Annotated in this window: 9 protein-coding genes; 2 read left to right on the top strand and 7 right to left on the bottom strand. The window is 66.0% G+C overall.

Annotated features, from left to right (window positions below; all coding sequences use genetic code 11):
* Positions 1 to 82: 82 nt before the first annotated feature.
* Complete coding sequence (locus AC1MH0_RS01625; RefSeq protein WP_480964412.1) at positions 83 to 1,021, top strand: serine hydrolase; 939 nt, start codon at positions 83 to 85, stop codon at positions 1,019 to 1,021.
* A gap of 111 nt (positions 1,022 to 1,132) precedes the next feature.
* Here the strand turns inward: AC1MH0_RS01625 and AC1MH0_RS01630 are convergent, their stop codons facing one another.
* The 4 genes from AC1MH0_RS01630 to AC1MH0_RS01645 form a co-directional block, all read right to left on the bottom strand.
* Positions 1,133 to 2,464, bottom strand: coding sequence for an MFS transporter (locus AC1MH0_RS01630; protein ID WP_480964413.1), 1,332 nt, complete (start codon positions 2,462 to 2,464; stop codon positions 1,133 to 1,135).
* A 178-nt stretch (positions 2,465 to 2,642) separates the two neighbouring features.
* Positions 2,643 to 4,445 carry an alpha-amylase family glycosyl hydrolase gene (locus AC1MH0_RS01635; RefSeq protein WP_480964414.1) on the bottom strand — a complete coding sequence of 601 codons (1,803 nt, stop codon included), beginning with the start codon at positions 4,443 to 4,445 and terminating at the stop codon, positions 2,643 to 2,645.
* Between the two features lie 14 nt (positions 4,446 to 4,459).
* The gene (locus tag AC1MH0_RS01640) at positions 4,460 to 6,970 is read right to left on the bottom strand and encodes a TonB-dependent receptor domain-containing protein (protein ID WP_480964415.1); all 2,511 of its coding nucleotides are present in this window, start codon (positions 6,968 to 6,970) and stop codon (positions 4,460 to 4,462) included.
* A gap of 98 nt (positions 6,971 to 7,068) precedes the next feature.
* Positions 7,069 to 8,052 (bottom strand): LacI family DNA-binding transcriptional regulator, encoded by a 984-nt coding sequence (locus AC1MH0_RS01645; RefSeq protein ID WP_480964416.1) that lies wholly within the window; start codon positions 8,050 to 8,052, stop codon positions 7,069 to 7,071.
* Positions 8,053 to 8,216: 164 nt separating this feature from the next.
* Here AC1MH0_RS01645 and AC1MH0_RS01650 point away from each other — a divergent pair, with 164 nt between their 5' ends.
* Entirely contained in the window at positions 8,217 to 9,326 is a 1,110-nt protein-coding gene (locus tag AC1MH0_RS01650) for an ABC transporter ATP-binding protein (protein ID WP_480964417.1), read from the top strand.
* On the opposite strand, the gene AC1MH0_RS01655 is transcribed toward AC1MH0_RS01650, so the two are convergent.
* The 3 genes from AC1MH0_RS01655 to AC1MH0_RS01665 are packed head-to-tail and all read right to left on the bottom strand — an operon-like array spanning position 9,287 to position 12,299.
* Complete coding sequence (locus tag AC1MH0_RS01655; RefSeq protein ID WP_480964418.1) at positions 9,287 to 10,135, bottom strand: carbohydrate ABC transporter permease; 849 nt, start codon at positions 10,133 to 10,135, stop codon at positions 9,287 to 9,289. The genes AC1MH0_RS01650 and AC1MH0_RS01655 overlap by 40 nt on opposite strands.
* Positions 10,126 to 11,007, bottom strand: coding sequence for a carbohydrate ABC transporter permease (locus tag AC1MH0_RS01660; protein WP_480964419.1), 882 nt, complete (start codon positions 11,005 to 11,007; stop codon positions 10,126 to 10,128). Before AC1MH0_RS01660 ends, AC1MH0_RS01655 begins: the two co-directional genes overlap by 10 nt.
* Positions 11,004 to 12,299 carry an extracellular solute-binding protein gene (locus tag AC1MH0_RS01665; RefSeq protein WP_480964420.1) on the bottom strand — a complete coding sequence of 432 codons (1,296 nt, stop codon included), beginning with the start codon at positions 12,297 to 12,299 and terminating at the stop codon, positions 11,004 to 11,006. The genes AC1MH0_RS01660 and AC1MH0_RS01665 overlap by 4 nt, the downstream gene beginning before the upstream one ends.
* Positions 12,300 to 12,345: the final 46 nt, after the last annotated feature.

Consider the following 12,345-nt stretch of genomic DNA (forward strand, 5'->3'; position numbering starts at 1 on the left):
GTTAAGTAATGGACGGGCATGCTGGATGCGGGGACATAGCTGGCTCCGTGACAGGCGTGGGCGATCAGCCGTTGTTCGTACCTTGCCGGCATTCAACATGAAGTGTTCAGGTTTTCTGTTTATGATGGCCATCTCACCGACGGACGACACTCAAGGACGACTGATGCGCGCACCTCGGCTTTCTTCCCTGTTTCTCTCGAGCATCGCGGCTAGCATTCTCGTTGCCGCGCCGGCGTCGGCAACCTCGGTCGCGCCTACCGGGCTCGAGCGCGTGTTGAGTTTGCTGGTCGCGGAACGCTCCGGTGACTACGGCATCGCAGCCTTGGATCTTCGTGATGGCTCGACCGCGTCCGTCAGGGGGGACACGCCGTTTCCGATGGCGAGCACGGTCAAGATCGCGATTGCCGCCGCCTACCTTGCCGATGTCGATCAGGGCCGCCGGACGCTCGGCGATTTGATCGTCGGCCGTCCCGCCGCGAAGGTCATCGAATTGATGATCGTCCATAGCGACAACCAGGCGACCGACCAGTTGCTTGCCGCGCTGGGGGGCCCGGTCGCAATCCAGCGATGGCTGTCGTCGCACAGCATTACCGGTATCCGGATGGACCGGACCATCGCCCAGTTGCTGAGGGAGCGTGGCCACCTTGCCGACAGCAAGGATGTCGCCACGCCGATCGCCATGGTCACGCTGTTGAACAAGCTCGACAACGGCACCGTTCTGGCAGCGCAGAGTCGTAGTTTCCTGCTTAACCTGATGAGCCGCTGTCAAACGGGTACGCGCCGTATCCGTGCCCTGCTACCCGCGGGAACCCGGGTGGAGGACAAGACCGGTACGCTCGACGGTATCACCAATGACGTCGGGTTCATCACCATGCCTGATGGCCGCCGCGTCGCGGTCGTGGTGTTCGCTCGAGGCGGCCGAGATCGCCAGCCTGTCATCGCGGAGGTCTCCCGCGCGATCTACGACCATTTCGCGGACAGTGCCCGTAACGCGCTCGCGCTATTCCTGCAGATGCGGTGATTTGGGTTAGGGTTGCCACGTGATCCGGGGTGGGTTGTCCAACTGCCGGTTCCGATTTCATAAAACGCGGCGCGAAGGACAGGTTGGAAATCAACTGCATCGTTCTCCGTCTTAGGCGCTAGCCGCAGCGGGTGCGACGGACACGCGGGTCGTTGCGATCGCGCCCAGCACCATCAGCGCGCCGCCGAGATACAGGATGTTGCGCGGTTCGCCACCCATCAGCGAGTGGTAGAACAGCGGCACGGTGAGGCTCTCGATGATCATCGGGATGACGATGAACATGTTGAAGATGCCCATGTAGACGCCGTTGCGCTCGGGCGGGATCATGTCGATCAGCATGATGTACGGATTGCCCATCATGCTCGCCCAGCCGATGCCGATGCCGAGCATCGCCACGAACAGCGCAGGCTCGGTGCGCAGGCCCGGGATCGCCAGCATCGCCACGCCCGACGCGAGCAGGCAGGCGGCGTGCGCGCTCTTCGCGCTCCAGCGGCGGGCGAGCGGGACCAGCGCAATCGCCGCGACGAACGCGACGGCGTTGTAGAAGGCGCCGAGCTGGCCGACGGTCAGCACGGTATCGCGGAACGCTTCGCTCTTGGCGTCCGACGTGCCGTGCAGCGACCGTGCGACCGCGAAGGTGATGAACTGCCAGTATGCGAACATCGCATACCATTGGCAAAGCATCGCCAGCGCCAGCTGTCGCATCGGCTTCGGCATCTCGACCAGCGCGGTCTTGAGGTCGCGCAGCGTGTCGCTGAGCGTCAGCGGCTCCTTAGCCAGCCGCGCCTTCTCCTCCTTGGGCAAGGGCAGTTCGGGGACGCGGATGACCGACCAGACGATCGTCGCCAGCGACAGCACCGCGCCGATCAGGAACGCGATGCGCGTGATGTCGGGGATGCCGTTGCCATCGATCGCGTCCTTGTTGAAACCGATCCACACCAGCAGCGACGGCGCCAGATACGACAGCGTCTGCGCGAGGCCGGTGAACGCGGATTGCGTCAGGAAGCCGGCGGCGCGCTGGTCGTCGGGCAGGCGGTCACCGACATAGGCGCGGTACGGCTCCATCGTCACGTTGTTGGCGGCATCGAGCACCCACAACAGGCTGGCGGCGACCCAAAGCGTCGGGCTGTATGGCATCGCCAGCAGGCACAGGCTGCACAGTATCGCGCCGACGAGGAAATAGGGGGTGCGGCGGCCGATCCGGGTCGAGGTCCGGTCGCTCATCGCGCCGATCAACGGCTGGATCAGGAGGCCGGTCATCGGCCCGGCGAGCCATAGCAGCGGCAGGCTCGCCTCGTCCGCGCCGAGATAGCCGTAGATCGGCGCCATGTTGGCCTGTTGCAGACCGAACGAGAATTGCAGCCCGAGAAAGCCGAGGTTCATCTCGATGAGACGTATCAGCGAGAGGCGGGGTTTGGTCATGAGGCCGAGGTTCATTGTCATGCCTCTTGTGCGAGCTGGCCAGGCGAGGATCTATCGATCCTCCCCCGCCAGGGGGAGGTGGCGCCGAAGGTGACGGAGGGGGAGGAAACGGACCCTGCGTTTCGCATGCCTTCCCCTCCGTCTTGCAAGAGCCAGCCACCTCCCCCTTGCGGGGGAGGATTGTAAATCCGCCGGATGTTCATGCCGCCGGGCCCGCCCATATGACGCCCCAGGGTTCGACGGTGAGGGTGGCACCGCACGACTGTTCGGATAAACGATCCTGCCAGCCCGCGAGGCCGTCGACCGAGACCGCGGCGTCGGAGAAGTTCAGGAACACCCGGTCGCTGCCACAACCGATGCCGAGCAGGGCAGCTTCACCTGTCGCGAGCGCCGCCGGCGAACCAGCCCCGCCGCTTGCAATCCGTGCTGCACGGAGTGCTTCCAGATCGCCGCTGATCCGCCGCGCGGTGGGACCGTCTAGCGCCGCCCAGTCCATTTCTGGCCTATGCAGCCAGCGGCCTTCATGTGCGCGCTCGGGATCGCTAAGATAGCTGGTGTCGTTGAGCAGCCCAGCCTCGTCGCCCATATAGGTCGTCGCCAGACCGCCGCTCGCGATCGACAGCGTATTGAGCAGTGCGATCCGCCGAAACGCCATTTCGCGCGCGTCTTCGTTCGCCGCTGCCTCGAGCCCGGCCAGCGACGCCATCGTCCCGTTCGAGCCATGCAACACCGATCCGTCCGACTGGAACGGCGCGCCGCGTGCCCAGCTGCGATCGCCGCCTTCGAGGAAGCGCGCCGCCGTCTTAAGCCGCGCGACCGGGTCCGGATCGATCCCGGCGAGATCGCCGATCACTGCGCCCCAGCCGATATCGTCGTGACACCGCGCGTAGCTCAGCCAGTTCGCGCCGCGCGGCAGGCCGCCGCTCGCCTCGACGATCGCGTGGGGCAGGGTGGCGGACTGTTCGGCCAGCGCGACCCAGCCGGCTACCATCAGCGAATTATTGTAGACCAGATGGCATTCCGGCTCGAACCCGCCATCCCAGTCCGCGCCTTCGTCCGCGCCGAAATATGGCGGCACGAGCGCGGTCGGGACGATCGCCTCGGCCTTCAGCAGTGTTGCTGGCGCAACGATATCGAGCGCGGCGCGGAGCGCGCGGACGATGAAATGTGCTTCGGGCCGGTTGCGGCAATCGGTGCCGATCTGCTTCCAGAGGAATGCGATCGAGTCGAGCCGGAACGCCTCGAAGCCGTGGTTCGCCAGCCGCAGCATCGTGTCGACGATCGCAAGCATGACTTCGGGATTGGACCAGTTCAGGTCCCACTGGAATGGATAGAAGGTCGTCCAGACCTGCCCGCCCATCGCCGGCACATCGGTGAAGTTACCCGGTGCGGTCGTCGGGAACACTTCGGGCAGTGCCGCCTCATACGCCTGAGCCTCGTCCTCGCCCAGAACATGATAAAAGGCGCGGTAATGCGGATCGCCGGCCAGTGCCGCCTTCGCCCAGGCATGATCGTCCGCGGTATGGTTGAGTGCGAGATCCACGCACAAGCTGATCCGCCCGTCGCGCAGCCGTGCGGCGAGGCGTTCGACATCGGCCATCGTCCCCAGCCGGGGTTCGATCGCGAGATAGTCCGCGACCGCGAAGCCGCCATCGCTGTCGCCCTCGCGTGCCTTCAACAGCGCGAGCAGATGGAGGTAGCGGACGCCGAGCGATTCGAGGTGGTCGACACGGTCGATCAATCCCTCGACCGTGCCCGCGAACCGGTCGACATAGGTCGAATAGCCCAGCATGTCGGGCGCGACGAACCAGTCGGGATCGGCCAGCCGCGCATCGTCGAGCGCGACCATCGCCGGTGGCCGTTCGGCCGCCCGGTCGCGGAGGATCGTCTCCATCCGCGGCCAGAGCGTCGCCAGCCGATCGGTGCCGTACAGCCGTTCGAGCTGGCGTTTAAGCAGGGGGGCGAGCGCGTCGAGACGGCGCTCGGTGGAGGTCACTGTCACGCTCACCCGCCCGATCAGAAGCCGACGCGGACCGCGGCGGAGATCGTCCGGCCGGTGATCGATCGCGCGCGGACGATACCGTTGGTCGGGATCGCGCCTTCCTCGGCCTCGGTGATGCCCTTCACGTCGAACAGGTTGTTGCCGTTGACCGACAGCGTGACGTTCTCGGTCGGGTGCACCGACACGAACGCGTTGACCTGCGTGTAGCCGGGCATCTTCAGCCCGTTATTGTCCTGCGCGAAGCTGTCCGTGGTGCCGATCACGTTCGCGCCGACGGTCAGACGGCCGACATCGACCTGCGGGGTCGCCTGGAAGATGAACTTGGCCTGGCGACGCGGGCGGTTGCCCTCGACTGCGGGGTTGAGCACGTCCTTGGTGATCTCGGCATCGGTGTAGGTGCCGCCTGCCGACAGCGAGAACGGCCCGCGTGCGATCCGGCCCTCGAGCTCGACGCCCTTCGCCTCATATTCGCGGTTGAAGAAACGCTGCGTCGTGGCCTCGAAATTCTGCTCTTCAGTGCGCGCCCAGAAGCCGGTGGCGTAGAGCGAGAGGCCGTTCTGGCGGAACTTGAACCCGCCTTCGAGCTGGCGAACGAAATCGACTGCCGCGCCTTCGTCGGTCAGGCCGCCCGTGGTCGTGTTGATCGACGGGCCGAACAACAGGCGATCGGCGTTGGCGCGACCGCCGCGGCTGTAGCGGGCGAACACCGCGGTGCTGTCGGTCAGGCGATAGTTCGCGCCGCCCGAGTAGGACAGGTAATCATAATTGTAGTTGAGCGGCGAGCGGCGCGTCGGGATGATCGCGACCTGACGCTCGGGCGCCGAGATCACGCCATTACCGTTGATGTCGAACGTCGTGATGCCGCTGCCGAAGCCTGCGCCCAGATCCGAACCCGCGACGCTACCGCGTGCCCGACCGAAATCGTAGCGCAGCGAGCCGTCGATGTTGAAGCGGCCGATCTCCAGACCGAGCTGAGCAAATGGTGCGTAGGTCGTGTAGTCGAGATCGTACGACCGGCGGCAGCAATTGCCGAAGCCGAATGCCGAATAGCCCGGCGTGCCGTTCTGCGTGACCGGAACGCCCGCCGCGGTGCGGACGTCGACCAGCTGCGAGCGGCCGTCATCGGCGACGGTCTGGACGAACGAATTCCACAGCCAGTCGCTCTTGATGTCCTGGCGCGAGGCGTAGAAGCCGCCGGTGATCGCCAGCGTACCCGAGCCGAGTGGCACCGAGCCGTTGAGGCGGATGTCGTTGGTGATGTTGTTGAGGCTTTTCAGGTCGACGTCGAACAGCACGACGTTCGCCAGCAGGCCATTGCCGTTGAGCGACGCGGGGTTGGCGATCCGCTGGCCGTTCTGCGGTCCGCTCGCGTAGAACAGCTGGGAGTTCGCGCCGCCGATACCGTTGGCGATCGTCTGCGCCGAGCCCACGGCCGACGGGAACGGCGAGGTAAAGCTGCCCGAGATATCCGAATAGCGGAACCGCTCGACCACGTTCCAGCCATCAGCGACCGGGATCTGCGTCTCGAGCCCGGCCGAGTATACGACCGGATGCTGGCCGTCGCGGATCGAGCGCGTGACGAGCTGGTTGTTGCCGTCGAGCGTCTGCACGGTTCGGATGTCGGCGCTGTGCAGCGTGCCGTTGTTGATCGAGAAGTTGGTGATGTTGCTGTAGGTCGGGTCGCTGTTCGTGCCGGTCACCTGCACCGGGTTGGGCAGATAGCCGATCGCGCGGTCGTCGAGATACTTGCCGTACAGGCGGACATAGCCGCCATTGCCGAACGACTTGGTGATGTTTGCCTTGAACTGGCCGCCCTTGACGCCGTCGAAGCCGACTTCGCGCTGGCCGTCACCGATCCGGTAGAAGCCGCCGAAATGATAGGTCAGCGTGTCGGACAGCTTGCCGCCCTGGTCGAAATCGGCGCGGAATTCGCGGTAGTCGAGGCCGCTGCTGAGCTGGAACGCGCCGCCTTCCTGCTCGCCGGTCTTCGAGAGGAAGTTGATGACGCCGCCGGGCGAGTTCGACGCGAAGGTCGAGGCCGAACCGCCGCGGACCGACTCGACCGTCCGGGCGTTGAAATCGGCGCGGAGGAAGATGTCGGCATTGCCGAACGTGATATCGCCGAATTCCAGGATCGGCAGGCCGTCTTCCTGCAGCTGGAGGAACTTCGAGCCGCCCGATGCGACCGGCAGGCCGCGGACCGAGATGTTCGCGTTGCCGTCGCCGCCCGATGCCTCGACCCGGATGCCGGGGAGGTTGCGGAGGAGTTCACCCGAGGTGCGCGGTGCGAGCTGGACCAGCGCATCCGACGTGATCGAGCTGGTGGTGATCGACGTGTTGAGCTTGTTCGTGCCGCGCGCGACCGCGGTCACGACGATGTCGTCCTGCGGAACGTCGGCGGCAGGAGTGGCGGCGGTATTGGCCGGCGCGGTGGCCGGATCGGCCTGCGGTGCGGTCTGTGCGGCCCCTGCGGTGGCGAACGATGCGGCGGCGATGCCGGCCAGCAATGCGTGACGTACTTTCATGCGACTCTCCCTGCGCGACGGCTTTCTGAGAAGCCCAAGGCCGCTTCCTACCGTCACTACAATCGATTGCAACGTAATTTCACAATCGATTGCAGAAATCAGGCGGACTGTCTCGTTATCAGCGCAGGGGGCACGATCGCGGACTCGGCTGGCGCGCCGGCGACGCGCTTCAGCAAGCGATCGACCATCAATTCCGCCCCGATCGCAAGATCTTGGCGGATCGTCGTCAACGATGGGGAGGTATGTGCCGCCAGAGAGACGTCGTCATACCCGACAACCGCCGTCGTGCCGGGCACGTCGATCCCCGCCTCGGCCAGTGCGCGCAGCACGCTCATCGCCGCGACGTCCGATGCGGCGAAGATCGCGTCCGGAATTGTGCCACCCGCGAGATGCTCCGCCACCGTAGCGTGAACGGCTTCGGGGCTCATCGCGGTTGCCAGCACCGAGTACGCGATAGCGGCCGCGTCGGCCGCTGCGGCGAACCCGGCAAGGCGGTCCGCAAACTCGGGCGGCGCGGGGTCGCCGACGAACAGCAGCCGCTGCCGCCCTTGCGCGATCAGATGCTCTGCTGCCAGCCGACCGCCCGCGACATTGTCCGATCCAATCGTCAGGTGATGCTGGCCGGGACGGTTCGCGCCCCACACGATCAGCGGGCGATAGCGTTGCGAAACGCGCTCGATCGCTTCGAACTGGTCCGATTGGCCTACCAGGAGCAAGCCATCGATACGGCCGCTGTCGACCAACCGCTCGAGCCAGTCGTCGGCATCCGGAATGACCCGCGACAACAAGATGTCGTAACCGCGCTCGACCAGCAGGTCGGCAAGGAACCCTAGCAACGACAGGAAGAACGGGTCGGTCAGGTGCTGCGTCTTCGCGTGGCCCAGCGGCAGAACGAGCCCGATCGCGCCGGTGCTCTTCATCCGCAGGTTGCGCGCCAGCTGGTTCGGCCGCACGTCGTGTTCACGCGCCAACGCGCGTATCCGATCCCGGGTCTGCGTATTGACGGACGAGTGGCCCGCCAGCGCACGCGAGACGGTTGCGGTCGAAACGCCTGCGAGTGCGGCCAGGTCGGCGAGTTTCATTGGTCTTGAGATCCTCGTCGGTCGGGGCAGTCCACCTGTCGTACAATCAGCCCCGCGCTGGCGCAAATTGCTACGGACGAAACGCAGCGACCGCGAGCACGATGGTTTTGCGCAATGCTGTTTGTGCGGCTACCCCCTCGGTACGGCAGGCAAGAGGACATGCGGTGGCGAGCGTCGAAATCAGCGGACTTTCCAAGCGGTTCGGGGACACGACGGTGCTCGAGCCGACCGACCTGACGATTGCCGACGGCGAGTTCGTCGTGCTCGTCGGGCCGTCGGGTTGTGGCAAGTCGACGCTGCTGCGGATGATCGCCGGGCTCGATCTGCCGAGCGCCGGGCGAGTAATGATCGGCGGCCGCGACGTGACCGATGCGGCGCCGTCGGACCGCGGGCTGGCGATGGTGTTCCAGTCCTACGCGCTCTACCCGCATCTGACGGTCGCGGAGAATATCGCCTTTCCGTTGAAGGTCGCGAAGGTCGCCAGACGCGAGATTGCCGATCGTGTCGCCGAGGTCGCGGCGATGCTGGACTTGTCCGACCTGCTCGACCGACGCCCGCGCGCACTGTCCGGCGGCCAGCGCCAGCGTGTCTCGATCGCCCGCGCGGTCGTGCGTCGACCCAAGGTGCTGCTGCTCGACGAGCCGTTGTCGAACCTCGACGCCAATCTGCGTGCGCGGATGCGGCACGAGTTCGCGCGGCTGCATCAACAGCTCGGGGCGACGATGATCTACGTCACGCACGACCAGCTCGAGGCGATGACGCTCGCCAACCGCATCGTCGTGATGAGCGAGGGACGTGTCGAACAGGTCGGCCCGCCGATCGAGGTGTACCGACGTCCCGCCAGCCTTGCCGTTGCCGCGGCGATCGGCTCGCCGGGGATGAACCTGCTCGCGGCGACGGTCGCCTCGGTCGAGGAAGACGGTACGATCGTCGCGCTGGCTGGCGGCGAGATGGTCCGGACCGGCGCGATCGTTCCTCGGGGTGCGATCGGCGCGACGGTAACGCTCGGTGTTCGGCCCGAACATCTGCACGTCGATGACGCAGGACCGTTCGTCGGTGCGGTCGAGCTGTTCGAGCGGCTCGGGCCGTTGTCGTTCGCGCATCTCGGCGCGCGCGGCGCAGTCGATACGATCGTGGCGCAGTTGCCGGGCGACCGATCGGCGACCCTCGGCGAAACGCTGCGGGTCGGTGTCGCGCCCGAGGACGCGCACGTGTTCGGTGCGGACGGCCGCGCCTATCCCTTCACGCTGCCGCCGAGCAGTCCGGTCAGATAATAGCGCTGCATCGCGAGGAAGAGCAGCAGCACCGGCATGGTCGTCACCACGGCCGCCGCCATCATCAGCCCGCCGTCCGCCGAATGCTCGCGCGCGATCGCCGCGACCGCGACCGGCAGCGTGTAGAGATGCTGGTCGGCCAGCACGATCAGCGGCCAGAGGAAATCGTTCCACGAACCGAGAAACATGAACAGCGCCAGCGTCACGACGATCGGCGTGAGCAGGGGGAGGACGATCGTTACGAAAATGCGCGCCTCGCTGGCGCCATCGATCCGCGCCGCGTCGATCATTTCGTCGGGGATCGCCAGCGTCGCCTGCCGCACGAACAGGATCGCGAAGACGCCTGCTAGGCTCGGCAGGATCACGCCGGCGTAGCTGTTCACCAGCCCCAACTGCTTGAAGATCAGGAACAGCGGCAGCATCGCGACCTGTCCCGGCACCACCAGCGACGCGATCAGGATCTTCAGCAGACGCTCGCGCCCGCGGAACCGAAGCTTGGCGAACGCGTAGCCCGCGGGCACAGTCAGCAGCAGGCCAAGCAGGGTCGAGATCGCCGCAATCGCGACGCTGTTGAACAGGGCGGGGACGATCCGGTAGTCGAACCACGCACCGTCGATCAATCGTCGGACGAGCAGTTCGTGGTAATTCTCCAGCGACCAGTGCGACGGCCATAGCGGGGTCGGCAGAATGCTCGACTCGCCGCGCGGCATGAACGACACGATCACCATGTAGAGAAGCGGCGCGATCGTCAGCGCGGTCAGCAGCACGACCGCGGTATTGGCGAGGATCGCGCGGGGTTTCAGAGCCATTCGTATCGTCTCCCGATCCGCGTCTGGACCAGCGTCAGCGCGAGGATCATCAGGAACAGCACGAACGCGACCGCGCTTGCCTGGCCGAGGTTCCACCATTTGAAGCCTTCGTCGAACATGAAATACAGGATCGTCGTCGTGCTCTGCGCGGGTCCGCCGAGGGTCATCACGTAGGGCTCGGCGAAGATCTGCAGGAAGCCCGCGACGCTCATTACCGCGGCAAGCAACAATGTCGGACCGATCGCGGGCAATGTGACGTGGCGGAATCGGCCCCAGCGGCTCGCGCCGTCGAGCCGCGCGGCCTCCATCAGGTCCTGCGGCACCGCGGACAACGCGGCGGTGAAGACGATCATGTTGTAGCCGAAGATCTTCCACGTGACGAAGATCAGGATCGCCGGGATCGACGTGTGGGGGTTGCCAAGCCAATCGACCGGCGCTGCCCCCACCAGCGCCAGCGCTCGGTTGATGAGGCCCGAGCGTTCGTTGAACAGGAACCGCCAGACCACCGCTGTCGCGACGATGCTCGTGACGTAGGGTGCGAACAGCAGCACGCGCCACAACGGCTTCCACCGCACCGTCGCGTCGTTGAGCAGCAGCGCGACCGCAAGCGAAGCGCCGATCGCCATCGGTACGCCGAGCAGTGCGAAGATCGCGGTGTTGGCCATCGCCCGCCAGAACAGCGGTGTCGAGAACAGGTCGGCGAAATTTCCGAGCCCTACGAAGCGCAGGTTCCCCCAGTCGGCGAGCGCGTAGATCGAATAGTCGGTGACCGACAATGCCATTGCCAGCGCGGTCGGTAGCACGAACACCAGCGCGATGATCGCGAGGACGGGGGCGGAGAAGAGCCACGCGGCGCGTTCCTGACGGGTCATGAGAGCCTACCCGCGTCGACCAGCGCGCGGCGCTTGGCGAGTAACTGGTCGACGCGCGTGTCGAGTCCGGCGAGCGCTTCGGGAATGGTCTGGACGCCCCGCACTACGCGCTCGGCAGCGAACTGGATCTCGAGCTTGATCCGCTCCCATTCGATGACTTTCGGCGCGGCGGCGGGGAAGCGCATCTGTTCTTTGAAAGGCGCCAGGACGGGGGCACGGAGCTGCGGCGAAGACCACGCGCTCAAGCGTGCCGGCAGGTTGCCGATCAGCCGCTGATACCGCAACTCGTTGGCCGGCGAGGTCAGGTGACGCACCAGCGCCCAAGCCTCGGCGGGCCGTCGCGTGGATGCGGAGACGCAGAGGCTGGTACTCAGCCCGGAGACCGCGTCGGGACCGCGGGGCCCCGCCAGCCTCGCCGTGCCCCACCGCTTGGCGGGAATCTCCGCAGCACGACTATGCAGGTCGAGCAACGTCGTCGGACCGGTCGGCCAGATCGCGAAATAACCCTGCGCAAAGGCGGCGACCGGATCCTGGATCTCGGTCGAGAGTGCTTTCGGCGCCAACCCCTCGACAAAGATCCGCGCGTAATAGGCAAACGCAGCGCGCGCCTCCGGTGTCCGGAAATTGCCGCGCGTATCGTCGTCGCGCAGCATCGTCGCCCCCGTCTGGCCGAGCATCGTGACGAGCATGTCCGGCCAGTTGAGCAGCAGCATGAACACGAAGTCGTCGGGCCGCTGTCGCTTGATCGCGCGCCCCATCCGGAGCCAGCCGGCCCAGTCCTGTGCGGGTTCAGCATAGCCGGCTTTTGCGAGGATATCCCGCCGGAAGAACTGGACCTGAGGCCCGACCGACCACGGGACGGCGAAATCGCGACCGGCGATCCTCGTGGCGTCCAGCACACCGGGAAACATGTCCGCCACCAAGGCGGGCGAGGGGACGGGGGCGATCGCGCCGATCGTCGCGAACTCCTGCACCCAGCCATTGTACAGCATCAGCACGTCGGGCATCGCCCCGCCGGCCTGCGCAGTCAGCAGTTTCTCGTGGCTTGCGGTCGCCGGGAGCGATTGCACGTCGACCGGAATGCCCGTCGCGGCGGTGAAGGCGGGCATCAGCATCGGCGAATAATCGCCCTCGTAACTCATGGCCCAGAACTTCAGGGGTTCCGAACCGGGTGTGCCGGCACAGGCCGCCAGACCCAGCGTCGGGAACAGCCCCAGTGCGGCCCTCCGCGTCCAGTCCTGTGCCTGCTCCCCCATTGTCGGATCGTGGCGCATCACGGCGGTCCGCGCCACCCCCTGGGCGAACCTACGCCCCGTCAAATATTGCGCTAACTTAGGG

The organism is Sphingomonas sp. AP28 (assembly GCF_056680455.1).

Coding starts and splice junctions, on each gene's coding strand:
- AC1MH0_RS01630 (WP_480964413.1), bottom strand. CDS start 2,464: ATGACAATGAACCTCGGCCTCATGACCAAACCCCGCCTCTCGCTGATA.
- AC1MH0_RS01640 (WP_480964415.1), bottom strand. CDS start 6,970: ATGAAAGTACGTCACGCATTGCTGGCCGGCATCGCCGCCGCATCGTTC.
- AC1MH0_RS01645 (WP_480964416.1), bottom strand. CDS start 8,052: ATGAAACTCGCCGACCTGGCCGCACTCGCAGGCGTTTCGACCGCAACC.
- AC1MH0_RS01655 (WP_480964418.1), bottom strand. CDS start 10,135: ATGGCTCTGAAACCCCGCGCGATCCTCGCCAATACCGCGGTCGTGCTG.
- AC1MH0_RS01660 (WP_480964419.1), bottom strand. CDS start 11,007: ATGACCCGTCAGGAACGCGCCGCGTGGCTCTTCTCCGCCCCCGTCCTC.